We start from the raw sequence: 23,157 nt of genomic DNA, 5'->3' as shown, positions 1-23,157 counted from the left end.
CGGGACTCACGCCCCCTCCACGGACACCGTGGCGGCCCCCGGCAGTGCAGCGGCGAACCGGCGGAACGCGGCCGCGCCCTGCTGGTCGTCGAACACCGCGTCGAACCCGGCGAACAGCAGTTCCGCGGTCTGCTCCTCCGACAGCGGGCCTCCGGTGCCGAGCTTCCCGCCGATGACGATCGGCAGGCTCCGCAGCTCCGGAAACGACCGCAGCCGCTGCACGACACGCAGCCCGTCCTGGTAGCCATGCCCGTTGACGCTGCTCAGCACGAGCATTTCCGGCCTGCGACTGAGGGTTTCGGACTCCAGTAGTTCATCCGGCACGCAGGCGCCGAGGTTCACCACGTCGAAGCCGAGTTCACCGACCAGCAGCTCGAGGTAGACCAGGTTCCACGTGTGCGAATCGGAGGCCATGCTGCTCACGATCACCGTGCTACGGCCGGGTTCGGTGACCACCCCACCGCCGTACGCGCGGACCTCCTCACTCATGACGAAACCTCGTACGCGCGCTGGTAGTCCAAACGCGACACCGACACGATCTCCTCACCACGCACCACCACCTCGGTCGGCGCGGGTCGGCCCAGGAAGCTGATCAGGCTCGCGGTCACGCCGTAGGCGCCGACGTTCGGCACCGTGACCACGTCACCCGGGGCCAGCTCGGGCAGCTTCGCCGCCTTCGCCAGAGAATCGCCTGGTGTACACAGTGGACCGACGAGGTGTCCCGGCTCGTGGCCGGCCTGCTCGATGCCCACCGCGGCGGGCAGCAGCCGTCCGATCCCGGAAAGCCCGCCGACCACGTTGATCCCGGCGTCGAGGATCACGAACCGGCTGCCCCGGCTCTCCTTCACGTTCACCACGCCGGCCAGCAGCGTGCCGCAGCTGCCGGCGAGGTACCGGCCGGATTCGCACGCCAGCTCCACCTCGCCGGTACGCCAGCCCGGCAGGTACAGGTCGAGCAGCTGCTCGAGTCCGGCGCGCAGCTTCGGATAGTCGGTCCGCTGCCCGACAACCGCGTATGGCGACGAGAAGCCGCCGCCGATGTCCAGTAGCTCCAACGGAAGCCCGGCTTCCTGCCGAAGCTGCGCGGCGGACTGCAACACGAACTCGTACTCGCCGAGCAACGAGTCCTCGTCCTGGGCATTGCTCATGGTGAAGAAGTGCGCACCGACCACCCGTGTCCCGGCCACAGCCTTGAACGCGGGCATCGATCCCGGCAGGGTTTCGGCGTCGATCCCGAACTGTGAAGGCCTGCCCATCATCCGGATACCGGTCGAGGCACTGCCCTGCGTGGTGTTCACCCGCAGCAGGCAGCGCGCGACGGTGCCGTGCCGGTCCGCGACGGCGCCGACGTGCCGCAGGTCGGTCAGCGACTCCACCGAGAACAGCCGCACGCCCGCGGTGATCGCGGCGTCCAGTTCTCCGTCGGTTTTGCCCGGTCCGGTGTAGAGGATGTGCTCCGGGGCGAACCCGGCGGTCAGCGCGTTGGCCAGTTCGCCGGTGGAACTGATCTCCGCACGACAGCCGCCCTCGCGAAGCTCCCGCGCGAGGTCCGGGTGCGGGTTGGCCTTGAGTGCGTAGTACAGCGCGAAGTTCTCCGGCAGCAGGCCGAACAGCTGGTCCCGTGACCGGGCCGCGACGTCGAGGTCGTAGACGTAGGCCGGCGTGCCGAACCGCTCGGCCAGCGCGTCGTGGTTGCTCATTTCGCGACACCTTCCACCAGCAGGGCGAGTTCCTTCGTGGCGTTCTTGCCGTGCGCGGTGAGCGGGAACTCGTCCACGACGTGGCACAGCGCGGGCACCTTCTGCGGTTCCAGCCGTTTCGCCAGCTCCTTGAGCACAGTCGTCGGCGGCAGATCGCTCTCCACGCACAGAGCCAGATCCCGGGTGTCGCTCGGCGGAATCGCGCCGGCCGCGCGTACTCCGGGAATGTCCATCGCGGCCGCTTCGATTTCCACAGTGGACATACGGATGCCCTTGCGCTTGAACATGTCGTCGCGGCGGCCCTCGAAGTAGAGGTAGCCGTCCTCGTCGAGCCTGCCGTAGTCGCCGGTGTGCAGCCGCAGCTGCCCGGTCGTTTCGTCACGGCGGAACGCACGGGCGGAAAGCTCCGGCGCACGCCAGTACCCGGGCATCACATGCGGTCCGGCGGCCACGATCTCGCCGATCTCCCCGGCGGGCAACGCCGTGCCGTCCGCGGCCAGGATGTGCACCGAGGTGCCAGGCAGCGGCAGACCGGACGAACCGGGACGGTCGCGGTCCTGCTCCGGCGGCATCACGGTGATCCGTTTGCACTCGGTCTGCCCGAACTGCCGGACCACTCGCACACCCGGAAACGCCTCGCGCAGCTTGCTGATCGTCGAATCCGGCAGCGCCGCACCGGTGTTGGTGAACAGCCGCACCGGGGCGGCCGGACCCGCGTCGCGCTCGGCGAGAGTGGCGATCATGCTCGCCAGCGACGGCACGATCGGCACCACGGTCGCACCGACCTCGCGCATCCGCCGCAGCAGCCGCAGGTCGGATTCGGCATCGGCGAGGACGATCTCACTGCGCCCCAGCGTGGCCAGGAGAACCTTGTACAGCCCGTAGTCCCAGGACATCGGGAACCGGCAGAAGACGACGTCGTCGCGGCGGTAGCCGAGCACCTGCTGGATCGCCCTCGAAGCGAAGGTGACCTGCCGATGCGGGCCGATCACGCCCTTGGGAGCGGCGGTACTGCCGGAGGTGTAGACCAGTACCGCGATGTCGTCCGGCTCCACCGCGGTGGCCGCGGCCCGCTCGCCGTCCGCGTGGGCTTGTTCGACTTCGGTCCAGAGTGGACCGAACTCGTCCGGACGCAGGACCAGCACCGGATCCGCGTTGGCCACCACGGAATCGAAGTGGAACCGCTTCATCGCCGGATTGATCGGCACGAACACCGCGCCCCGGCGCGAGGTGCCGTGGAACAGCGCGACGAGCGCCCGGTCCGTGGGCAGCTGCACCACCACGCGGTCACCACGGCGCACACCGCGGCGCGCGAGCACTGTCTCCACCGCGTGGCTCCACGCGGCCAGCTCGGCGTAGGTCCACCTGCCCACGCGATCGCGCACCGCCGGCGCGTCCGGCGCGTCGGCCACCGCCGCGTCGAGCAGAGCATGGACCGCGGACCCGGAATCGTTCACGACTGCCACTCCCCAGAATCACCGTGCCGGCGGGGGATTTCCACTCCCCGACGCGGGGAAAGCTATCCGTGCGCGCAGCGGAGGCCACACCCCTAGCCGCCCCTAGGCAGCAGGCGCTAAGGGGCGCTCACTCCCGTCCGGTCCCGGGTCCGCGCGCGGCCGGTCAGGGCAGGACGAACTCCGTGTCCAGCGTGTCCACCGCGGCCCGCACCGCACGCAGTTCGTGCCGGGCGATCTCGATGAACGGCTTCGCGCAGTCCGGGTCCGACCACTCGGCGTAGGCCCGGCCGAGCACGAACGTGCCCAGCTGGGCGGCGAGGCCCGCGGTGACCTCCGGCAACCCGCGCCGGGCCAGCCCGTCCTCGATGGCCGCGCCGAGCCGGGCGGACTTCTGCGCGTTGCGCTCCTGCAGCTCCGGATTGCCGCCGATCACCGCACGGAGCCGCGGGCCGAACGAGCGCCGTTCCTCGGGGAAGGCCCCGGCGACTGCCTCCAGCGCGGCGGCGAGCATTTCGAACGGCGTGGCGGAGCCGGGTGCGTCGGCGACCCCGTCGGAGAGCAGCTGGGCCAGCACGTCCTGACCGGCGAAAAGCACCTCGCGCTTGTCGGGGAAGTGCCGGAAGAACGTGCTCTTCGTGAGCCGGGCCCGTTCGGCGATCTCCACCACCGTGGTCTTTTCGTAGCCCTGCTCGGTGAACAGCTCGAGCGCGGCCCGCACCAGCCGCTCCCGCGCGTGCGGTTCCCATCTGCCCATGGGACCAGCCTAGGTGACGGTACCGGGTACCGTCACTGAACCGGTGATCGAGCCCGCTAGGGTGGTTATCGCAGGTGAACCGACCACGGCAGGAGCGACCATGGCTGAAGACGGCGGCGTCGAACGGATCCAAGCAGCGATGGCCGCCCGGTCGGCGGTGCGGGGCTGGTCCACCGGCGCCGAACTGCTCGCCCTCCTGCGGGCCGCGCACGACGCGGGCTGGCTCAGCCGCCTGCGGAACGGGGCGACCGCAGCGGAACTGGCCGGCTCCTCCGGAATCGCGGCCGGGCAGGTCACCGACGCCCTGTCCGTGCTCGGCAACGCCGAGGTGGCGCAGGCGCACGAGGACTACTGGCTGCTCACCCCGGCGTTCGCCGCGCTGGTGGACGGGGTCGCGGGCATCGAGTTGCCTGCCGTCCTGGCCGCAGTGGACTTGAGCCGAAGCGAAATCGCGCGGGTCGCCGAGCCCGTCCGCCGCCTCGGCGGCGCGGACGCGCTGACGCTGGCCGAGGACTCGGGCCTGCGGGTCACCGCCGGCACGCAAACACTGTTCGGGCTGATCCACGAGGCCCTACCGGAATTCCGCGAGCTGCTGGAGAAGGGCGGCCCGCTGCTCGACGTGGGCAGCGGGGTCGGCGGATTCCTGCTGACCACCACGTCCCTCTTCGACCGGCTCCACGCGGTCGGCGTCGAGGTGGTCGAAGAGGTCGCCGCCGAACTGCGTTCCCGCGCGCACCAGGCAGGACTGGCCGAACGAGTGGAAATCCGCACGCTGGACGCCCGCGAGCTCACCGACGAGGGCACGTTCGCGGCGAGCTTCTGGGCGCAGCCGTTCTTCGCCGCCGAAGCCCGGCCCGGCACACTCGCCGCGATCCGCCGCGCGGTGCGCCCCGGCGGGCTGCTGCTGATGCAGGAGCTGTTCCCGCCGCTGACCGAGCAGGCCGGGTCGCGGGACCGTCTCGACCAGCTCTTCCACCGACGCCAGGGCGCGACATTCGGCCGTTCCGCCGAGGAACTGGCGGCGGAGGCGGTAGCGGCCGGCTTCCGCGATCCGGAGATCGTGGAAACACCGCTGGGCCGGCTCGTCGCCGTGCGCCGCTGACCGGTCAGCCGACCGGAACCGGCACGAGCAGTTCGGCGGCACGGGCGGACAACGCCTTCCGGTCGATCTTGCGGTTGGAGTTGAGCGGGAACTCCGCCAGATGCCGGTAGTGCCGCGGGATCACGCCCTCCGGCAGGACCGCGCGCAGCGCCCGCACCAACTCGATCACCGGCCGCTGCACGCCGGTGTAGAACACGAACAGCTCCGTGCCGCTGCTTCCGGAAACCCCCAGCGCGACCGCGTCGGCCACCCCGCAGTCCCGCAGCGCCTGCTCCACCTCGGTCAGCTCCACGCGCCAGCCGAGCACCTGCACCTGCGAATCGAGCCGGCCGAGGTAGGCGAGATCGTCGCCGCCGAGCCGGCGCACCCGGTCGCCGGTGCGGTAGAACCGCCGGCCCTCGTGGTCGAGGAACCGGCCCCGTTCGTCTGCCGGATCGAGGTAACCCGGCGTGACCTGCGGACCGGCGATGGCCAGTTCCCCTTCCCCCGCTTCGGTCTCCTCCAGCAGCAGGTACTCGTGCCCGTCGTGGACGGCGCCGATCGGCACGACGCCGTTGACCGCCACGCGCGGGGTCTGCACGTCGTCCCACCGGTATCCGGCGACGGTGATGGTCGCTTCGGTCGGGCCGTAAAGGTTCTCGACCACGGAGTTGCCTGCCGCGCCGCGCCACTCGGCGACGTCGTGCACGGTCAGTGCTTCCCCCGCGAAGAAACTCCAGCGCAGGCCCGCCAACGCGCCCGCGGTGAGCCGTCCCGTCCGGCGCACCAGGTCGATCGCGCTCGGGGTGGAGAACCACACGGTCAGCCCGTGCTCGGCGATGAACGCCGGGACGTCCCGGTAAGCCGCGCCAGGCAGGACGACAGCCGGTGCCCCGGCGCCCCAGGCGCAGAAGAGATCGAACATCGCGCAGTCGAAGTTCAGGTCGAACGTCTGGGAGAACACGTCGTCCGGGCCGAAGTCGTACCGGTCGTCGAGCAGGCCGAAATAGTGTTCGGTAGCGCTGTGCCCGATCCGGACCCCCTTCGGCCGCCCGGTGGAACCCGAGGTGAACAACACGTACGCGGTGTCGCTCCGCCGCACCTCGCGTGCGGCGACCAGTGCCTGCGCCGGCCGCGCGCGCAGTACCCCGCTACCCGTCCCGCATTCGGGGGCCAGGACCGGCAGCCCGGCACCGACTTCGGGAGCCAACGCGAGACCACGCTCGTCCGCGACGATCGCGTCCACCTCGGCGGCCTCGACCATCTGCGCGGTGCGGGCCGCCGGGAAGTCCGGCCGCAGCGGTACCACAGTGGCGCCCGCGTAGAGCCCGGCGAGGATCCCGGCGTAGGCGGTCACGCCCTTGCCGGCCAGCACCCCTACCGTGCGCGCCCCGGACTCGGCCAGCGCGCCGCCCCACAGCAGGGCCCGCTCGTGCAGCTCGCGGTAGCTGATCGGCTGCCCGCCCACGTACACGGCCGGGCCGTTCTCGGAACGGGCGAGGCCACGCAGGAAACGCGCGTGCAGCCCGGGAATGGTGCTCAGGTCCATCTTCGTCCTCCGCGGTGAATAGGGGTGCCGGCACGTCGCTCCCGGACGGCGGCGCGGGGTAGAGTCCAAAACCGAACCGGGCGGTCGGTTTCCCTGCCTGGTGCCAGTGCCCGACCCAGCCACCGGAGTAGCCATGTGGGACAGCTCTTTCGACGAGACCCTTCGTCCGTTCCTCCCGTTCCTGCCCGCCGACGAGGCGCTGAGCCCCGAGACCCCGCTCAAGGAGTACGGCCTCGATTCGCTCGCCACCGTCGAACTGCTGGCAGTACTGGAGGAGACGTACAACGTCCGGTTCTCCGACGACGCCCTGACCCTGGAGACGTTCGAGAACCCGGGACGGCTGTGGGCGACGCTGGCGCGGCTGCAGCCGGCTAGCTGACCCGGGGGCCCGCGCCGCGGCGGCGAGGCTGCAACGCCAGGCGCGGGTTCACCGTGGTCACCTCGAACCGGCTGGTGGTCGCGCGGACGCGACCGAAGAGCGTGTCCGGGCCGGCCACCCACAGCTTGCGCACGCCGAGCTGCTCGAGCGACGAGACGACGTCCGGCCAGCGCAGTGGCTCGACGATGCTGTCCAGCAGCATCGCGCGCACCTGGTCACCGGTGCGCAGGATCGCACCGTCCTGGTCGGCGACGATCGGAAGGAGGGGGTCGTGGAAGTCGAGAGCACCGAGGACTTCGTCCTCCGCTTTGCGCCGCAGCGCACCGAAAGCACGCGAGTGCAGCGGAGGACGCATGGTGTACAGGGACAACCCGCCCATGCTCCGCACGGTCTGCTTGAGCCAGTCCAGGTTCCGCTCCCGCACCGAGACCATGTAGAAGTCGTGGTCGATGTAGCAGGAGATGTCGGACCATTCGCCGCGGCCGTCGAGTTCGGTGAGCGCGTCCCGCAGCTTCTCTTCCGGGGTGCGGACGAACGAGTGCGTGACCACGTCGGTGTACTCGGTGGCGAAGAACTCGTCGAGGCAGCGCGCGAGCTCCGCGGTCATCCACACCGCGTCCGGGAAGGTGAGCGATCCGGCGTACACGCTGGCCGGCTTCTCGCCGAAACTCGGGCCGGTGCAGTAGTCCGGGCTCATCCCGTACTCCTGCTCGGCCCATTCGGCCAGCGCGACGCAGGTGAGCATGAACCCGACCTGGGCGTACTCGGAGTAGTCGCCCTCGGTTTCGCGGAAACGGTCGACCAGCGAATAGCCCAGCCGCGCGTCCGCCTCCTTGATCAGCCTCCGCGCGAACGGGTTGATCAGCAGGAACTTGCCGAAATCGGCGAACCGGCACGGGCTCATGCCGGGGAACACGACCGCCGAACCGGACCGGCTTTCCTCAGCCATGACTGGCGACCTCGCTTTCGGCGGGGAGGGGGTGGACGTCCCGCAGGAAACCCAGCAGGACCTCGTGGAACCGTTCGGGTTCCTCGAGATGCGGGACGTGACTGGACTCCGGAAGGATTTCCCAGCGCACATCGTGGATGTGGTCGTGGTACGGCTGCACGGTGGCCGGGGTGGCCTCGTCGTGCGCACCGGAGATGAGCAGGGTCGGCACCTCGATGTCCTCGAGGCGGTCGATCACCGAGTAGTTGTTGAGCGTGCCGGTGACGGTGAACTCGCTCGGGCCGTTCATCACCGAGTAGACCGTGTTGTCGTCGGCCATTTCCATGAACGACGCGAGGTAGTCGGCAGGCCAGGGCAGCACCCGGCACACGTGCCGGTCGTAGAACACCCGCATCAGGTCGAAGTACTCCTGGCTGCCGGTCGTGCCCGCGGCCTCGTGCGCACGCAGCCCCTCGTCGACACCGGGCGGCAGCTGTGCACGCAGCACGTCCATCTCGCTGCGCCACAGCTCGTAGGAGGCCGGCGAGTTGGCGATCACGAGACCACGCAACCCGTCCGGGCGCGCCGCTGCGTGCCGGGCCACCACCAGCCCGCCCCAGGACTGTCCATACAGGACGTAGTTGTCCTCTATACCCAGCCGGTACACGAGGTTGTCCAGCTCGTCGGCGAACAGCTCCGGCGTCCAGAACTCCGCGCCGGCGTCCGGCAGACGGGTCGAACCACCACTGCCGAGCTGGTCGTAGTGGACCACCGGGAAACCGTGCCGGGCCAGGTCACTCAGGCCCAGCAGGTAGTCGTGGGTGCTGCCCGGACCGCCGTGCACCACGACCACGGCGGGCAGCGCGCCCCCGAGCACTCCGGTGACCCGGTACCACGTGCGGTACTCGCCGAACGGGACCCAGCCCTTCGCGGTGGGTGCCACGGCCATGCTCATCACCTCGTTCGTCTTCCGCGTCCGGTTTCCATTCCGGACCGGTTACCTGTCTATCCGCCGCGGCCACGCCGCGACCAGCCCCTAAGGGGGATCTAAAGCGGGCCTGAACCACTCCGCGCGCCCCGGCGGCGGCGACCCCTAACCGCGTCTTTCCGGGTCGGCGCCGTGGGCCCGCGGCCCTACCGTCTTCCCTGTCGCCCGAACGAAAACCCCGGAGAGCCGCGATGCGTGTGATGCTGATGGTCTTCCCGACGAGGACGCACGTCTACAGCATGGCCCCGGTCGGCTGGGCCCTGGCCGCGGCGGGGCACGAGGTGCGCTTCGCCGGTCAGCGCAATCCGCGCGAGGTCGCCTCGTTCGCCGAGACCGGGCTCGACGCCATGTGGTTCGGGCCGGAGCTCGACATCGCCCGTCACCGGCAGCTGCAGGTGGACGGCGACAACGCGATGCAGGGCGACTTCCGGATCTCGGAGAGCCGCCCGGAGCGCTACACCGAGGAGTACGTGCGCACGGTGTACGAGCACTGGGTCGAGGTGTTCCGCTGGACCACCCCGGACGTGCTGCTCGACGAACTCGTCCGCTTCGCCCGGCACTGGCAGCCCGACCTCGTCGTGTGGGATCCGATGATCTACGCGGCCCCGATCGTCGCGCAGGCGATCGGCGTACCGCACGTGCGGATGATGTACGCGGCCGACCAGACCGCGCGAATCGGCGCGCAGTACCGGGACCTGCGGGCGAGCCGCTCCGAGGACGACGCGGCGGACCCGTTCGTGACGTGGATGTCCTCCGCGGTCGGCCGGTTCGGCGCGGACTACGACGAGGCCTTGCGTTACGGCGTGAAGACGATCGACTGCCATCCGTCGTACCTGCGGTACGACGGCGTGGACGTGGACTACCTGCCGGCCCGGTTCGTCCCGCTCAACAAGCCGATGGCGATCCCGGACTGGGTGCTGCGGCCGCCGCCGCGGCCCCGGGTGCTGCTCACGCTCGGGATCTCCAACCGGCAGGTGCTGGGCGTCGAGGAGACGTCGGTGGGCGACCTGCTCGAGGGACTGGCCGAACTCGACATCGAAGTGGTCGCGACGCTCAACGCGGGCCAGCTGGCCACGGTGGGCGCGATCCCCGGCAACGTGCGCGCGGTCGATTTCGTGCCGATGAACGAACTTCTCGCGTCGTGTTCGGCGATCGTGCACCAGGGCGGCGGCGCGACCATCGGCAACGCCGTGGTGAACGGTGTGCCGCAGCTGGTCATCCCGGGTACCACGTGGAGCGAACGCGGCTCCGCGGTGGCGCAGGTCAAGCGGGGCAACGGGTTGCTGCTGGACCTGGAGGACGTGACGCCGGCCGGCGTACGCGAGGGCGTGCGCCGGCTGATCGAGGAACCCTCGTTCCGGGACTGCGCACTCGAGGTGCGGGACGAGATGCTGGCCACCCCGGCACTGGACGATCTGGTGCCGGAACTGGAACGGATCGCGGGATGCCGGTGACCCCGCGGCCGCCCGCGATCCGCGCGATCGGGTTCCTCGTGCTGAGTTTCCCGATCCGGCTGGCCGCGTTCCTCGTCGTGCTGATCACCCTGCTCGTGGGGCTCGGCACCACCATGCTGTGGATCGGCATTCCGATCCTGCTCGTCTCGACGTCGCTTACCTATACTTTCGCCTCGTTCGAACGGCGGTGGGTACGGACGATGCTGCAGGCCGGCATCGCCGAACCGGTCCTGCGCCGCCCGCACGGCCCCGGGCTGCTGGCGCTGTGGCAGGCACGGCTGCTCGACCGGGCGACCTGGCGGGCGCTGACGTTCGTGCTGATCGCCTTTCCGTTGGGGATCGTGGAATTCGTGGCCGGGGTGGTGTCGATCGCGGTGCCCCCGTTCGGCATCTTCGTGGCACCGCGGATCGGGACGATGCACGCCGCGCTCGCGGCGTCGTTCCTCGGGCCGGACCGCACCTCGCAGCTGGAGGCACGTACCCAGCAGCTGCAGGACTCGCGCGCCCGCGGCGTCGACGCCGTGGAGGCCGAGCGCCGGCGGATCGAACGGGACCTGCACGACGGGGCCCAGCAACGGCTGGTGGCCGTGGCGATGAGTCTCGGCCGGGCACAGCTGAAACTCGACAACGACGACGCTTCCGCGGTGCGCGACCTGATCGGCGCCGCGCACGCGGACGCCAAGCTGGCCGTGTCCGAACTCCGCGACCTGGCCCGCGGCATCTACCCACCCGTGCTGCAGGATCGCGGCCTCGACGCCGCGCTTTCGTCGTTGACCGCTCGCATGCCCATCCCCGTCGAGGTCGAGGTTACCGTGGAACCGCGGCCGCCGGCACCCGTCGAGACCACGACTTATTTCATCGTGAGCGAAACCCTCACCAACGTGACCAAGCACGCCGGCGCCGACCGCGCGTCGGTGCACGTGACCCGCGATGACGACACCGTCGTCGTGGAAATCATGGACAACGGTCACGGCGGCGCCTCGGTGCGGCCCGGCGGCGGCCTGGCCGGGCTGGCCGACCGCGCCGCCACGATCGATGGCGTGCTGACCGTCGTCAGCCCCGCCGGCGGGCCGACCGTCGTGCGTGCCGATCTTCCTGTCCGCTGGTGACTGACTGTGGAGGCCCGACCATGCGTGTGGTGATCGCCGAGGACTCCGTGCTCCTGCGTGCCGGGGTGCGGAGCCTGCTGGCCGATGTCGGCATCGAAACCGCCGCCGCCGTCGACAACGGCGACGAGCTGCTCGGCGCCATCCGCGAACACCGACCGGACCTGGTCATCGCCGACGTCCGGATGCCACCCACCTTCACCGACGAGGGACTGCGGGCCGCGCTGGCCGCCCGCAAGGAGATTCCCGGGCTGCCGGTGCTCGTGGTGTCGCAGTACGTGGAGGGCAGTTACGCGGTGGACCTGATCGCCGAAGGCACCTCCGGAGTGGGTTATCTGCTGAAGGAACGAGTCGCCGACGTGGCAGATTTCCTGGAAGCGGTCCGCCGCGTGGCCGGCGGCGGGTCGGCGATCGACCCGGACGTGGTGGCCCAGATGCTGTCCCGCAGCCGCGATCCGCTGGACAGCCTCACCGCCCGCGAGACGGAGGTCCTGTCCCGGATGGCCCAGGGCCTGTCCAACGCCGCGATCGCGAAGGCACTGGTGATCACCCAGGGAGCGGTCGAAAACCACATCAGCAACATCTTCGCGAAACTGGGCCTGGAAGCCAGCCGCGACGAGAACCGCCGCATCCGCGCCGTACTCACCTACCTGGACCGCACAGCCGTACGCGCGTGAATCACCGGATCGATACCGTGCACATGTTCGAGGGGGCGCGGTAGCTTGGGTTCATGCGCACTACCGCCGTTCTTGCCGAGTCTCTTGTGGACAGTCTGTTTTCCCTGCTGTGCCTGTGGTCCGATCGATGCACGGGTGCTACCCGGCACCGAAGACGGTCGGTCCGGACGCGCCGCTCGCTCCGGACTTCGCTGGAGCAGCGACCGTCCTCTCCGGACCAGCTGACGGACTCACCACTCGCTGACCCGCTGGTGTCCGACTCACCACTCGCTGACCCACCGCCGCCCGACACACCACTCCTCAACCCACCGCCGCCCGACACACCACTCCTCAACCCACCGCCGCCCGACACACCACTCCTCAACCCACCGCCGCCCGACACACCACTCCTCAACCCACCGCCGCCCGACACACCACTCCTCAACCCACCGCCGCCCGACACACCACTCCTCAACCCACCGCCGCCCGACACACCGTTCGCCGAGGCCCCTCCCGACCTCACCAGCCCGCGGGCTCCCGAACTCGCCACCCCGCACCTGCCGTCCCGCAATTCACCAATCCAGAAGGCAACGCAGGCCAATCCCACTCCAGACTCATCACCTCCCAGCCGACACAACGGCGAGCTCACCACTTCTCGACCGCACCGGCGAACTCACCACTTCTCGACCGCACCGGCGGACTCACCGTCCCCCGCCCACCGCTCCGCGACCCGCCACTCCCCCATGCACCACTCACCAAACCCGCCCCGCTCACCATCCCCCGCCCACCGATCCGCGACCCGCCACTCCCCCATGCACCACTCACCAAACCCGCCCCGCTCACCATCCCCCGCCCACCGATCCGCGACCCGCCACTCCCCCATGCACCACTCGCCGAGCCCACTCCCGAACTCATCACTTCTCAGCCGACGCAACGGCGAACTCACCAGTTCACGACCCGCCACCCCAGAGCGCACCACACACCAAGCCCCACCCCAAACCCATCACTCCCCAACCGACACAACGACGAACTCACCACTCCACGACCCCGTCGTTCCCGGACTCACCGCGCCCATTCAGCCGCTCTCGGGCTCACGGCGCCCAAGCCGCCGCTGCGAAAAGCACCACTCACCCGCCACTTCCCCGCACCACCGCAGGACTCACCTCGGGCACTCTGCGCCATTCTCGGTGTCAGCCCCGGTGCGCCAGCCACGTCGAGCAACCCGACCGGTACCGCAAAAAGCCGCGCCCACCCGGGAATCACCCGGTATGCGCGCGGCTATCCGCCACAACGTCAGCGAGCCGTCCGCCAACTGGTCGCCGGAACGAAAACCGGCCGTCGCGGCCGTGGCACGCTCACCTCGGGCACCGACGCCGCCCCGGCACCCGAAGCACCCGCCGCACCGCCAGCACCCGCCGCACCGCCAGCACTCGCCGCACCGCCGGCGCCCATCAGACCGCCAAACCCCACCGAACCGCCAACACCCACCGAATCGCCGGCGCCCATTCGACCGCCAACACCCGCGGCACCGACAGCACGCACCCCACCAGCAACACCCACCGCACTGCCAACACCCACCGCTCCGACAGCACCGGCCACACCGGCAGCAGTACCGGCACCCACTCCACCCGGAAAACCCAGCGCCGAAAGCACCGCCACCAGCGCGGCCGTCTCCACGTCGTCCGGGTTCCCGCGCACGATGCGCAACGTCGGCTCCGGCATCAGACCGGCGGGTTCCCGTGTTTGCGCGCCGGGATGTCGGCGTGCTTCGCGCGCAGCATCGCGAGCGAGCGGATCAGCAGTTCGCGCGTGCGGCCGGGCTCGATCACGTCGTCCACCAAACCCCGTTCGGCGGCGTAGTACGGATGCATCAACTCGGTCCGGTACTCCTTGATCTTCATGCGCCGCACCGTTTCCGGGTCGTCGGCCGCGTTGATCTCGCGGCGGAAGATCACGTTCGCCGCGCCCTCGGCGCCCATCACGGCGATCTCGTTCGTCGGCCAGGCCAGCGACACGTCCGTGCCGATCGACCGGGAGTCCATCACGATGTACGCCCCACCGTAGGCCTTCCGCAGGATGACCTGCACTCGCGGCACCGTCGCGTTGCAATAGGCGTACAGCAGCTTCGCCCCGTGCCGGATGATCCCGCCGTGCTCCTGTGCCACCCCGGGCAGGAAACCCGGCACGTCCACGAGCGTCACCAGCGGGATGTTGAAGGCGTCGCAATGCTGCACGAAACGCGCCGCCTTCTCGCTCGCCTCGATGTCGAGCACCCCGGCGAGCGTCGCCGGCTGGTTCGCCACGATGCCGACCACGTGCCCGTCCAGCCGGGCCAGCGCGCACACCACGTTCGTCGCCCACCCCGCGTGCACCTGGAGGAATTCGCCGTCGTCCACGACTTCCTCGATCACCGCGCACATGTCGTACGCCTGCGCCGCATCGGTCGGCACGAGGTCGAGCAGCCGGTCGGTGCGCCGATCGGCCGGGTCGGCGGTCGGCTCCACCGGTGGGGCCTCGTTGTTGTTGGCAGGAAGGAGCGAAAGCAGGTACCGCACGTCTTCCAGACACGAGCGCTCGTCGTCGTACACGAAGGCCGCGACGCCCGTGGTCGAGGCGTGCACGTCCGCGCCACCGAGGCCGTTCTGCGTGATCTCCTCGCCGGTCACGGCCTGCACCACATCCGGGCCGGTGATGAACATCTGCGACGTTTCCCGCACCATGAACACGAAATCCGTCAGCGCAGGCGAATAGGCTGCGCCGCCCGCGCAGGGTCCGAGCATCACCGAAATCTGCGGGATCACGCCCGAACAGCGGGTGTTGCGCTGGAAAATGCCGCCGTAGCCGGCGAGCGCGGTCACCCCTTCCTGGATTCGCGCACCGGCGCCGTCGTTGAGCGACACCAGCGGTGCCCCCGCGGCCGCGGCGAGATCCATCACCTTGTGGATCTTGTGGGCGTGTGCCTCACCGAGCGCACCGCCGAAAATGCGGAAATCGTGTGCGTAGACGAAAACCGTGCGGCCGTACACTGTTCCCCAGCCGCAGACGACACCGTCGGAGTACGGACGCCGGTGCTCCAGCCCGAAGCCGGTCGCGCGGTGCCGCCGCAGCGCCTCGAGTTCGGTGAACGTGCCGGGGTCGAGCAGCAGCTCGATCCGCTCGTGCGCGGTGAGCTTGCCCCGGCTGTGCTGCCGGGCGGTCGCCGCGTCGTCGGGCCCGCGACGGGCAGCCTCCTTGATCTCACGCAGCTCCCCGAGCCGGTTCTCGAACGCTCCCTCAACCGCCGCTGCCTCAGACATGCGCACGCCCCCTGTCGACGAGCCGATCGGTCAGATGCCGGAGAATCACGTCCTGATGGCGGGTCAGAAAGAAGTGCCCGCCCGCGAGCGGCACCAGCTCGAAGTCCCCCGCGGTGTGCTCGCCCCACGAACGCACCTCGTCCACGGACGCGACCGGGTCCTCGGTCCCGGTGAACGCGACGACGGGTGCGGCCAGCGGCGGCCCAGGCTGGTAGCGGTAGGTCTCCACGGCGCGATAGTCGTTGCGCACGACGGGAAGAATCATCCGGACCACGTCGTCGTCGCCCAAGAGGTCCATCTCGGTGCCGCTCAGACGGCGCAGTTCGTCGAGCACGCCGTCGTCGGTGCGAGTGTGCACGTTCTCGTCGCGGTGCCGCGAGGGCGCGCGGCGGCCGGACACGTAGAGTGCCTCCACGGGGCTGCCCGCTGCCTCCAGAATGCGGGCGACCTCGTAGGCGACCATCGCGCCCATGCTGTGCCCGAACAGTGCCAGCGGCAGATCATCCCGCCCGCGCACCAGTGCGGCGATGCGTTCGGCGAGGGCGCTGATCGTGGTCAGAAACGGTTCGTGCCGTCGGTCCTGGCGCCCTGGGTACTGCACTGCCAGCACCTCGACGTCGGGCGCGAGTGCCTTCGACACCGGGAAGTAGAACGGGGCCGATCCCCCGGCGTGCGGAAAGCACACCAGCCTCGCCCGCGCACCGGGCGAGCTGTGGAAGCGGCGAAACCAGCTGTCCTCGTCGGTGTCCGCGCTACCCGTCATGTCGTCCCACCGCCTCTCCGTCCTCAGCACCGGGACGGCCCCGGATTCCTGTCGACAGGCCACGTTATCCGCGCAGCCCGAAGCACAACGACCCCTAAAACCCCCTAGCCACCTGCGATATGCCCCGCACCTGACCATCCACAATGGACTCCGACATCGTGCTTCCGGCAAAATCCGGTCTTCCCGTCGCGGCACATGTGGCAGGATCAGCGACATGCATCCCACGTTCGTTCTCGTGCCCGGCTCGAACACGGGCGGCCGGTGTTTCTCCGCGCTGCAGCGGGAGCTGGCGTTGCTCGGCCACCGGTCCCTCGGCGTCGACCTGCCCGGCCGCGGCACGGCCGGGTTCTCGATGGCCTACCACACCCAGGATCTGGCGGCGTTCGCCGAGGAAGCCTCGCCGATGGCCGCGGTCACGCACGCGGACGTGACGGCGCACGTGATCGACCTCGTCCGGCGGGCGCGGGAGCACGGACCCGTCGTACTCGTCGGGCACAGCCGTGGCGGACTCGCGCTCACGAGCGTCGCGAACGCGGTGCCGGAACTGGTGCAGCGGCTCGTGTACGTCTCCGCCTGGTGCTGCGTGGACAGCACCGTCGCGGGTTACTCGGCAGAGCCCGCGTTGCAGTCGACGGCGCTGGCCGAGGCGGCAGCCGTGCTGGTCGCCGATCCGCAACGGCTCGGCGCGCTCCGGATGAACTGGCGTACCGGCGATCCCGCGCACCTGGCCGCGCTGAGACGGGCGATGGTGCACGAAAGTACCACCGACGCCGAACTGCTCGCGTTCCTCGCGATCATGGACCCGGACGAGTCCCTCGACGGCGGCACCGACCGAGCCGACGCCGGAACCTGGGGCACGGTGCCGCGCACCTACGTACGGTTCCCGGAAGACACCAGCATGCCGATCGCCTTGCAGGACCGCTTCATCGAAGAGGCCGACGCACTCACCCCGGCCAACCCGTTCGACGTGCACTCCCTCCCCGGCGGCCACATCGATCCGCTACTGCATCCCCGTCCGTTGGCGGAAATTCTCGCCCGCACGGTCACACCCCGGTAGACGACCCCGGCCGCACGATCATGATCACCGTGACGACCACCCAGAGCAGGTTGAACACCCCGGTCGTCATCCCCAGCCGAGCCGCAAGCCGCGCCACCCCCGCGGACGGGTGGGGCGCTATCGCGGCGCCCGGGGCCCCAGCCGCCGCACCGACCGGCCTGGCCGGTGGGCCCGCCGCACCGACTGGCCTGACCGGTGGGCCCGCTGCCCCGACGTGCCCGGCTGCCCGCCCCGCCACCCCGACCGGCCCGGCTGTCAGTCCCGTCGCCCCGAGCGGCCCCGCCGCCGGTTCCTCCGCGGTAGCAGCCGGTCCGGGCGTGCCGCCAGGTTCCTCCGCTGTTACGTCGGGCGCGAGTTCGGCGAGGGCGGCTCGCTGGTTCGGCAACATCAGCAGTACCAGCACCGCGGCGGCCAGGGCAGTCAGGCCGATCGAAACGAGCACCCACGTGTCCCCGGTGACTTTCATGGTGCCCGCGACCGCGAAACCGAACACCGGCACCGCCAGCGACACCCAGGCGTAGACGCGGCAGATCCGGTACAACGTCTGCAGCATCCGGTGATCACCACGCCGTATCGCCGGCGGGACCATACTGGCAGCCACCGCGACCGGCCCGACCGCCAGAATCGCGGCCACCACATGGATCGACAGGAGAACTTTGCTCACGCGAGCACGTTAACGCGTCGCCGACGCCTTTCGACACCGGCCGGATCGCCGTCTTTCGCCAGATTCCCGCCAGAAGAGCAATCCCGCCCGAACCCTGGGCCGACCGCCACACACCGCCGAACCGAGCTACACCACACCGCCGGTTCACATACCGGCCACTGCGCCCCGGAGAACCCGTGCGCAAGCCCGGCCGCGGCGCATTCGGCCGGGCTTGCCCGGTTACCGATCCGGGGTGCGGTAGGTGGTGAACCGTACAGTCCGGTTGAGCCGGAAACCGAGTTGCTCGTACAACCGGATCGCGCCGGTGTTGACGGCCGCGGCGTGGAGGAACGGCTCGTCACCTCGGCTTCGGATGCCCGCCACGACCGCCTGCACGAGCCGGCCGGCCAGCCCGTGTCCCCGGAACGCGGGGTCGGTGCACACTGCACTGATCTCGGTCCACCCGGGCGGCCGCAGCCGCTCACCGGCCATCGCGACGAGCGCGCCATCGTGGCGAATGCCCAGGTAGTTCCCCAGCATCACGGTGCGCGCGAGGAACGGCCCCGGCCGGGTGCGGGCCACCAGGTCGAGCATCTCCGGCACATCGGCATCGGTCAGGCGAACGAGTTCCGAAAGAGCGTCGAACCGGCTCGTCGCGGGCAACGCCACCCGGTCACCAGCGAGCGCGGTGTCGCCCAGCTGGTCGGTGACGCCCACAACCGCTGGGTCTTCGCTCGGGAGCGCGGTGCCTTCCATCTGCACCGCGGGCGTTTCCGCCACCTGCGCCCAGCCCTCCGGCAGGGGCAGATCCACTCCGCCCACGACCGCCACCGTGCTGGCCGGGCCGGCCAGGTCGGCGATGTCCTGCCAGACGCCGGCGTCCGGATGGTCCGGAACGGCCAGGAACGGGGAGACGTCCGTCGGGTAGCGCAGGACCTGGCCTTTTCGTTCCGCGAGAGGAGCGTGCGGACCGTCCAGTGCGGCCCATGCCGGGTTGCCGAGTGGCCACCTGATCACTACGTGCCTGCCGATCGGGGGTCGAAGCGGAAAGGAGTCCGAAGATCAGCATGCGCTCGGTCGCCGACGCGCGGCCACTGCCTCTCACATCGTGAGCGAACGAGGACCGGAGCTGTCCGCGATGCGAATTAGCGTGCCGGCAGTCGCCCGAGGAAGCGGAGAAACGATGAGCGCAGTCGACCAGAACCAACCGCTCGGCACGCCGGTGTGGATCGAGCTGACAGTCCCCGACCTCGATCGCGCGCGGGCCTACTACGGCACGGTCTTCGGCTGGGAATTCGGAGGCGAACGGTCCGGAAGCGGGGAGTCCGGAAGCGAGGACCCCGAGGGCAGGGAGAGCGGGTCCGGGAAGTCCGGAAGCGAAGGGCCTGACAGCGGGAATGCCGACAGCCCAGAGTCCGACAGCCGAGAGTCCGGAAGCAGAGGGTTCGGAAGCAGAGGGTTCGGAAGCGGAGGGTTCGAGAACGGGGAGCCCGGAACCGGGGAACGCGGGAGCGGGGAACGCGGGAGCGGGGAGTCCAGAACCAGGGAATCCGACCGCAACGAATTCGGCCACAGGGATCCCCGAGCCAGCGAGTCCGGAGCCAACAAGCCTCAAACCAACAAGCCCCAAGCCAACAAGCCCCAAGCCAACGAGTCCCAAGCCAGCAAGCTTCAAGCCAACGAGCCCCAAGCCAGCGAGTCCCGAGCCGGGGACCGCGGCGGTGTGGACTGCTTGTTCCGCGGGGTTCCGGTCGCCGGGCTCACGCGGGGTGGCACCGCGGGCTGGACGATCTACCTCGCGACCGACGACTGCGACCGGTCGGCCGAAGCCGTCGTCGCCGCGGGTGGGGTGGTCGAGGTGCAGCCGCACGAACGGGGCGACCGCGGCCGGGCGGCGCTCGTGGTCGATCCGACCGGGGCGCGGTTCGGGCTGTGGCAGGGGCGCACTCTGCCGGGCTGCCGGCTGGTCAACGAGCCGGGAACGTTGATGCGCAACGACCTCATCACCCCCGACCCCGAGCCGGCGCGCGAGTTCTACCGCACGGTGTTCGGCTTCACCCTCGACGGTAACGAAGACCTGCCGGGCATCGACTTCACCTTCCTGCGCCGGCCGGACGGGCACGAGATCGGTGGTGTCACGGGGAATCCGCAGGCTGTGTCCGGATGGGGCACACTGTTCCTGGCCGACGACGCCGATGCGGCCGCCGCCCGTGGGGCCGGCATCGGCGGCGTGGTCGTGGCCGCTGAGGACACGCCGTACGGGCGAGTGGTCACTGTGCGCGATCCGTTCGGCACGGAGTTCGCCCTGGGCTCGTGAGCGGCCCAGCGGCGACAGTGCCTTCGCGAAAAACCGATCTCCCCCGGGACCCGACTCCCGCTTCCGCTCCTAGCGAAATGGTCGGCAGGCAATATCGGTCAGGGCGCCGCCGCCCTTGTGCGGCACAGCACCAGCGTGACCCGAGTGGAAGGAGCACGTAGCGGCAACGCAGAAGGCGCTGGTCGGCACGCCGGGCCGTGTGGGGGCAGCCGGAAGGCACCGGCCAGGCCCACCCCGCCGATCAGAAACCCGGCCGCCTCGGACGTGCGCACCGATCCCGCGGCGCGCACGTCAACGGTTGTGTGGCGCCCAGACTTCCTCGGCGCGGATGCTGGCCTCCGGGGTGAAGTAGTCGCCGTCCTCGAGGTCTGCCAGCAACGTCGCGTGCTCTGGCGTCCAGCCCAGCAGGGCCCGGGTGTGCTCGCTGGCCACCGGCACATCGAGGGAGAAAAACCGGGCCAGGAAAGGGCTTCCGAGGTGGTCGGCGGCCTGCGCCAGGGTCAGCGACACGGCGGGCAGGCCGAGGACCTGCCCGATCCGCTCCGCGACACTCCTGATCGTGACGGCACTTTCGCCGACTCCGTGCAGCACGCTGCCGGCGGGCGCCTTTTCCAAGGCCAGCCGGAACAGGACCGCGGCGTCGGCACGGTGGACCGCCGGCCAGCGATTGGTGCCGTCACCGAGGTAGGCCGAGACGCCCACCCTGCGCGCAGCCGCGATGAGGGCGGGGATGAATCCGTGATCGCCCGGGCCGTGCACGGTCGGCGCGAGCCGGACGACGGCGGCGCGGACTCCCCGAGCGGCGAAGTCCAGACAGGCCTGTTCACCGGCGATCCGGAAGGCGGCGACCGAATCGGAATCCGGCGGATCCTGCTCGGTGCTGACCCGGCCTGCCCTGGCCACCAACGTGCCCGACGTGCTGACCAACGGCCTGCCGGACCCGGCCAGCGCCTGACCGAGCGCCTCGATCGCGGCGCAGTCACGGCGAATGAGGCCGTCCGGGTCGGCGAAGTCACCGCCGTAGGCCATGTGCAGGACGCCGTCCGCGGCTTCGGCGCCGCGACGCAGACTGTCGAGATCCTCGAGGGAGCCGCGGTGTGGGGTGGCGCCCAGCGACTCCAGCCGGGCCGCGGCGGAGTCCGAGCGGGCAAGGCCGGTGACGGTGTGGCCGGCCGCGACGAGTTCGGTGACGACGGTGGGGCCGGTCTGGCCGGAACCACCGGTGACGAAGACATGCATCGAAAACTCTCCTCGTTGTTCCTTGTGACGGGGTAGCGCCAGTCACTGACACTACCCGTAGCGTCAGTGACTGGCGCAACGTGACGCCAGTCACTGACACATCGTGGTAGTTTCGGGGAGTGCCACGCAGCGGAGCAGCAGCGCGCCGCCGTCTTCAGCAGGCGGCCCTGGAGCTGTACCAGGAACGGGGATTCGACCGGACCACCGCGGCGGAGATCGCCGCCCGAGCCGGGGTCAACGAGCGCACGTTCTTCCGGCACTTCCCGGACAAGCGTGAAGTGCTCTTCGACGGTGAAGCCGACCTTGGCGCCGAGCTGAGGCAGACGGTGGTCGAAGCGCCCGCAGGCCTGGAGCCTTTCGAGACGCTGCTGCACGCGTTCCGGAAAACCGCGCAGGCTCTGGAGAACAACCACCCGTGGTCCGAACCGCGCTGGAAAGTCATCGCAGCGACCCCGGCGTTGCGCGAACGCGAGCTGGCCAAGCACGCATGGCTCACCGACGCCGCGGCGGAGGCGCTGCGGCAGCGCGGTGTCGCGGCCGGGTTGGCCGGCCTGGCTGCCCGGACCGGCTGGGCTGCTTATCAGCACGCCGTCCAGTCGTGGATCGACGACCCCACGCAAAGGCTGGACGCATGTCTGCGGCAAGCGTTCGACGACCTGCGTGCCCTCTCCACAGCCACGCTGCCGGGACAGCCGCGCACCGAAAGCTGGGCGGCCAGTCCGAAACTCGTTGCACGCCGGAAGGACCACCGCTAGACAGGACAGGTGGAGCTTGACGAACTACTCGGCCTCGCCGGCACCCGGTTGCGCCCGGCGACCCTCGACGACGCGGCGGAGCTGCTGGTCCTCCAGCGTTGCTGCTGGATGCAGGAAGCGCTGCTGAACGACACCATGGAGATCCCGGCACTGCACGAGGACCTGGCGGACGTGCGCGAGTCGATCGGAACGTGGCAGGGCTGGGTGGTGCGACAGGGGCCGCGGCTCATCGCCGCCGTCCGCGCCCGGGAAGAGGACGGCGCGTGGGAGGTCGGCCGGCTGATGGTCGCCCCCGATCTCACCGGGCGTGGACTCGGCCGCTTCCTGCTCGAGTACGCCGAAAGGCAGGCGCCGGCGGCGCTGCGGCGGTTCACCCTGTTCACCGGTGCGGCGAGCAAACGCAACATCACCATGTACGAGCGCGCGGGCTACCGCGTCACGCCGCAGTCCGCCGAGGCGGACGGACATCTTCAGCACGCCGTCTACCTGGTGAAGGACCGCGCGGAGGGCTGAAAGCCGGTCACAGCTCGTCGAACACCAGGACCGTGTGCGTCGAGAGCACGTCCGGCATGGCTTGCAGGCGCTCGAACACCAAGTCGCGCAGGCTGTCCGCGTCGCGCGTGCGGACGAACAGGATCAGGTCGTTGTCGCCCGAGACCAGGCCGCCGTGTTCGATTTCGGGTATGTGCTTCAGTTCGGCGCTGACCGTGCGCCAGCTGTTCTGAGTGACTTTCAGGTATACGAACGCGGCGAGTCCCTGTCCGAGGCGCCGCGGGTCGGTCACCGCGGCGTATCCGGTGATCACGCCTTCGCGGTGCAGCCGCTCGACGCGCGTGTAGCAGCCCGCGCGCGAGATGTGCGCCCGCTCGGCCAGCGCGCGCATCGACGCGCGGCCGTCCGCCTTCAGTTCGGCGATGAGCTTCAGGTCGACCTCGTCCAGGGCCGCCGCCATTCGTCCACCCGGCTCGGGCACGGTGCTTCCTCCGGAGACCAATCGTCCATCGTTGACAGCCAACGCCGGCCAGTGTTCCACAC

At 70.1% G+C, this 23,157-nt stretch carries 23 protein-coding genes and 1 pseudogene; 10 read left to right on the top strand and 14 right to left on the bottom strand.

Going from position 1 to position 23,157, the window contains the following annotated elements:
- Positions 1–6: 6 nt before the first annotated feature.
- The 4 genes from BJY18_RS32080 to BJY18_RS32065 form a co-directional block, all read right to left on the bottom strand.
- Positions 7–489, bottom strand: coding sequence for a cobalamin B12-binding domain-containing protein (locus BJY18_RS32080; RefSeq protein ID WP_184783613.1), 483 nt, complete (start codon positions 487–489; stop codon positions 7–9).
- Positions 486–1,700, bottom strand: a complete 1,215-nt coding sequence (locus BJY18_RS32075) for a type III PLP-dependent enzyme domain-containing protein (protein ID WP_184783612.1) — start codon at positions 1,698–1,700, stop codon at positions 486–488. The genes BJY18_RS32080 and BJY18_RS32075 overlap by 4 nt, the downstream gene beginning before the upstream one ends.
- The gene (locus tag BJY18_RS32070) at positions 1,697–3,157 is read right to left on the bottom strand and encodes an AMP-binding protein (protein WP_184783611.1); all 1,461 of its coding nucleotides are present in this window, start codon (positions 3,155–3,157) and stop codon (positions 1,697–1,699) included. Before BJY18_RS32070 ends, BJY18_RS32075 begins: the two co-directional genes overlap by 4 nt.
- Before the next feature lie 163 nt (positions 3,158–3,320).
- Positions 3,321–3,911: a TetR/AcrR family transcriptional regulator gene (locus BJY18_RS32065; protein WP_184783610.1), complete on the bottom strand. Its 591-nt coding sequence runs from the start codon at positions 3,909–3,911 to the stop codon at positions 3,321–3,323.
- Positions 3,912–4,011: 100 nt separating this feature from the next.
- On the opposite strand from BJY18_RS32065, the gene BJY18_RS32060 reads away from it, so the two are divergent.
- On the top strand, positions 4,012–5,013 hold the full coding sequence (locus tag BJY18_RS32060; protein WP_184783609.1) for an SAM-dependent methyltransferase: 1,002 nt from the start codon (positions 4,012–4,014) through the stop codon (positions 5,011–5,013).
- 4 nt (positions 5,014–5,017) lie between these two features.
- Here BJY18_RS32060 and BJY18_RS32055 read toward each other — a convergent pair whose 3' ends face one another.
- Positions 5,018–6,541 (bottom strand): AMP-binding protein, encoded by a 1,524-nt coding sequence (locus BJY18_RS32055; protein ID WP_184783608.1) that lies wholly within the window; start codon positions 6,539–6,541, stop codon positions 5,018–5,020.
- Between the two features lie 133 nt (positions 6,542–6,674).
- Here BJY18_RS32055 and BJY18_RS32050 point away from each other — a divergent pair, with 133 nt between their 5' ends.
- Positions 6,675–6,920, top strand: a complete 246-nt coding sequence (locus BJY18_RS32050) for a phosphopantetheine-binding protein (RefSeq protein ID WP_184783607.1) — start codon at positions 6,675–6,677, stop codon at positions 6,918–6,920.
- On the opposite strand, the gene BJY18_RS32045 is transcribed toward BJY18_RS32050, so the two are convergent.
- Complete coding sequence (locus tag BJY18_RS32045) at positions 6,913–7,869, bottom strand: ACP S-malonyltransferase (RefSeq protein ID WP_184783606.1); 957 nt, start codon at positions 7,867–7,869, stop codon at positions 6,913–6,915. The two genes, BJY18_RS32050 and BJY18_RS32045, sit on opposite strands and share 8 nt — an antisense overlap.
- Positions 7,862–8,797, bottom strand: a complete 936-nt coding sequence (locus BJY18_RS32040; RefSeq protein ID WP_184783605.1) for a proline iminopeptidase-family hydrolase — start codon at positions 8,795–8,797, stop codon at positions 7,862–7,864. Before BJY18_RS32040 ends, BJY18_RS32045 begins: the two co-directional genes overlap by 8 nt.
- A gap of 230 nt (positions 8,798–9,027) precedes the next feature.
- Between BJY18_RS32040 and BJY18_RS32035 the strand changes: the two genes are divergently transcribed.
- The 3 genes from BJY18_RS32035 to BJY18_RS32025 are packed head-to-tail and all read left to right on the top strand — an operon-like array spanning position 9,028 to position 12,073.
- Entirely contained in the window at positions 9,028–10,290 is a 1,263-nt protein-coding gene (locus BJY18_RS32035; protein ID WP_184783604.1) for a nucleotide disphospho-sugar-binding domain-containing protein, read from the top strand.
- The gene (locus tag BJY18_RS32030) at positions 10,281–11,399 is read left to right on the top strand and encodes a sensor histidine kinase (protein ID WP_184783603.1); all 1,119 of its coding nucleotides are present in this window, start codon (positions 10,281–10,283) and stop codon (positions 11,397–11,399) included. Before BJY18_RS32035 ends, BJY18_RS32030 begins: the two co-directional genes overlap by 10 nt.
- Positions 11,400–11,419: 20 nt before the next feature.
- Positions 11,420–12,073: a response regulator transcription factor gene (locus BJY18_RS32025; protein ID WP_184783602.1), complete on the top strand. Its 654-nt coding sequence runs from the start codon at positions 11,420–11,422 to the stop codon at positions 12,071–12,073.
- A gap of 1,272 nt (positions 12,074–13,345) precedes the next feature.
- Here the strand turns inward: BJY18_RS32025 and BJY18_RS38165 are convergent.
- The 3 genes from BJY18_RS38165 to BJY18_RS32010 are packed head-to-tail and all read right to left on the bottom strand — an operon-like array spanning position 13,346 to position 16,111.
- The gene (locus BJY18_RS38165) at positions 13,346–13,774 is read right to left on the bottom strand and encodes an acyl-CoA carboxylase subunit epsilon (RefSeq protein WP_184783601.1); all 429 of its coding nucleotides are present in this window, start codon (positions 13,772–13,774) and stop codon (positions 13,346–13,348) included.
- Complete coding sequence (locus BJY18_RS32015; protein ID WP_376774774.1) at positions 13,774–15,375, bottom strand: acyl-CoA carboxylase subunit beta; 1,602 nt, start codon at positions 15,373–15,375, stop codon at positions 13,774–13,776. Before BJY18_RS32015 ends, BJY18_RS38165 begins: the two co-directional genes overlap by 1 nt.
- Positions 15,341–16,111, bottom strand: coding sequence for a thioesterase II family protein (locus tag BJY18_RS32010; protein WP_184783599.1), 771 nt, complete (start codon positions 16,109–16,111; stop codon positions 15,341–15,343). The genes BJY18_RS32015 and BJY18_RS32010 overlap by 35 nt, the downstream gene beginning before the upstream one ends.
- 214 nt (positions 16,112–16,325) lie before the next feature.
- Here BJY18_RS32010 and BJY18_RS32005 point away from each other — a divergent pair, with 214 nt between their 5' ends.
- Complete coding sequence (locus tag BJY18_RS32005; protein WP_184783598.1) at positions 16,326–17,168, top strand: alpha/beta hydrolase; 843 nt, start codon at positions 16,326–16,328, stop codon at positions 17,166–17,168.
- On the opposite strand, the gene BJY18_RS37175 is transcribed toward BJY18_RS32005, so the two are convergent.
- Both BJY18_RS37175 and BJY18_RS31995 read right to left on the bottom strand, forming a co-directional pair.
- Positions 17,155–17,832, bottom strand: a complete 678-nt coding sequence (locus BJY18_RS37175) for a protease (RefSeq protein WP_184783597.1) — start codon at positions 17,830–17,832, stop codon at positions 17,155–17,157. The two genes, BJY18_RS32005 and BJY18_RS37175, sit on opposite strands and share 14 nt — an antisense overlap.
- Positions 17,833–18,051: 219 nt before the next feature.
- Positions 18,052–18,825: a GNAT family N-acetyltransferase gene (locus BJY18_RS31995; RefSeq protein ID WP_184784974.1), complete on the bottom strand. Its 774-nt coding sequence runs from the start codon at positions 18,823–18,825 to the stop codon at positions 18,052–18,054.
- Between the two features lie 124 nt (positions 18,826–18,949).
- Between BJY18_RS31995 and BJY18_RS38160 the strand changes: the two are divergent.
- Both BJY18_RS38160 and BJY18_RS38155 read left to right on the top strand, forming a co-directional pair.
- A pseudogene (locus tag BJY18_RS38160) lies at positions 18,950–19,099 on the top strand (hypothetical protein); the annotation flags it as partial.
- A 435-nt stretch (positions 19,100–19,534) separates the two neighbouring features.
- Positions 19,535–20,128 (top strand): VOC family protein, encoded by a 594-nt coding sequence (locus tag BJY18_RS38155; RefSeq protein ID WP_376774773.1) that lies wholly within the window; start codon positions 19,535–19,537, stop codon positions 20,126–20,128.
- Positions 20,129–20,419: 291 nt separating this feature from the next.
- Here BJY18_RS38155 and BJY18_RS31985 read toward each other — a convergent pair whose 3' ends face one another.
- On the bottom strand, positions 20,420–21,367 hold the full coding sequence (locus BJY18_RS31985) for an SDR family oxidoreductase (RefSeq protein ID WP_184783596.1): 948 nt from the start codon (positions 21,365–21,367) through the stop codon (positions 20,420–20,422).
- Between the two features lie 119 nt (positions 21,368–21,486).
- Between BJY18_RS31985 and BJY18_RS31980 the strand changes: the two genes are divergently transcribed.
- Positions 21,487–22,122, top strand: coding sequence for a TetR/AcrR family transcriptional regulator (locus tag BJY18_RS31980; protein ID WP_184783595.1), 636 nt, complete (start codon positions 21,487–21,489; stop codon positions 22,120–22,122).
- A gap of 9 nt (positions 22,123–22,131) precedes the next feature.
- Entirely contained in the window at positions 22,132–22,635 is a 504-nt protein-coding gene (locus BJY18_RS31975) for a GNAT family N-acetyltransferase (RefSeq protein WP_312874028.1), read from the top strand.
- 7 nt (positions 22,636–22,642) lie between these two features.
- On the opposite strand, the gene BJY18_RS31970 is transcribed toward BJY18_RS31975, so the two are convergent.
- Positions 22,643–23,074: an Lrp/AsnC family transcriptional regulator gene (locus BJY18_RS31970; RefSeq protein WP_184783594.1), complete on the bottom strand. Its 432-nt coding sequence runs from the start codon at positions 23,072–23,074 to the stop codon at positions 22,643–22,645.
- Positions 23,075–23,157: the final 83 nt, after the last annotated feature.

Origin of the sequence: Amycolatopsis jiangsuensis, assembly GCF_014204865.1 — a bacterium.
GTDB classification, from domain to species: Bacteria; Actinomycetota; Actinomycetes; order Mycobacteriales; family Pseudonocardiaceae; genus Amycolatopsis; species Amycolatopsis jiangsuensis.
The sequence above is the reverse complement of the archived record's forward strand: the minus strand, read 5'-3'. Positions and strand labels throughout refer to the sequence as shown.

What these genes read in the sequence shown, in the direction of transcription:
- BJY18_RS32080 (WP_184783613.1), bottom strand. Translation starts at nt 489, where the DNA reads ATGAGTGAGGAGGTCCGCGCGTACGGCGGTGGGGTGGTCACCGAACCC.
- BJY18_RS32075 (WP_184783612.1), bottom strand. Translation starts at nt 1,700, where the DNA reads ATGAGCAACCACGACGCGCTGGCCGAGCGGTTCGGCACGCCGGCCTAC.
- BJY18_RS32065 (WP_184783610.1), bottom strand. Translation starts at nt 3,911, where the DNA reads ATGGGCAGATGGGAACCGCACGCGCGGGAGCGGCTGGTGCGGGCCGCG.
- BJY18_RS32060 (WP_184783609.1), top strand. Translation starts at nt 4,012, where the DNA reads ATGGCTGAAGACGGCGGCGTCGAACGGATCCAAGCAGCGATGGCCGCC.
- BJY18_RS32055 (WP_184783608.1), bottom strand. Translation starts at nt 6,541, where the DNA reads ATGGACCTGAGCACCATTCCCGGGCTGCACGCGCGTTTCCTGCGTGGC.
- BJY18_RS32050 (WP_184783607.1), top strand. Translation starts at nt 6,675, where the DNA reads ATGTGGGACAGCTCTTTCGACGAGACCCTTCGTCCGTTCCTCCCGTTC.
- BJY18_RS32045 (WP_184783606.1), bottom strand. Translation starts at nt 7,869, where the DNA reads ATGGCTGAGGAAAGCCGGTCCGGTTCGGCGGTCGTGTTCCCCGGCATG.
- BJY18_RS32040 (WP_184783605.1), bottom strand. Translation starts at nt 8,797, where the DNA reads ATGGCCGTGGCACCCACCGCGAAGGGCTGGGTCCCGTTCGGCGAGTAC.
- BJY18_RS32035 (WP_184783604.1), top strand. Translation starts at nt 9,028, where the DNA reads ATGCGTGTGATGCTGATGGTCTTCCCGACGAGGACGCACGTCTACAGC.
- BJY18_RS32030 (WP_184783603.1), top strand. Translation starts at nt 10,281, where the DNA reads ATGCCGGTGACCCCGCGGCCGCCCGCGATCCGCGCGATCGGGTTCCTC.
- BJY18_RS32025 (WP_184783602.1), top strand. Translation starts at nt 11,420, where the DNA reads ATGCGTGTGGTGATCGCCGAGGACTCCGTGCTCCTGCGTGCCGGGGTG.
- BJY18_RS38165 (WP_184783601.1), bottom strand. Translation starts at nt 13,774, where the DNA reads ATGCCGGAGCCGACGTTGCGCATCGTGCGCGGGAACCCGGACGACGTG.
- BJY18_RS32010 (WP_184783599.1), bottom strand. Translation starts at nt 16,111, where the DNA reads ATGACGGGTAGCGCGGACACCGACGAGGACAGCTGGTTTCGCCGCTTC.
- BJY18_RS32005 (WP_184783598.1), top strand. Translation starts at nt 16,326, where the DNA reads ATGCATCCCACGTTCGTTCTCGTGCCCGGCTCGAACACGGGCGGCCGG.
- BJY18_RS31985 (WP_184783596.1), bottom strand. Translation starts at nt 21,367, where the DNA reads ATGCATGTCTTCGTCACCGGTGGTTCCGGCCAGACCGGCCCCACCGTC.
- BJY18_RS31970 (WP_184783594.1), bottom strand. Translation starts at nt 23,074, where the DNA reads ATGGCGGCGGCCCTGGACGAGGTCGACCTGAAGCTCATCGCCGAACTG.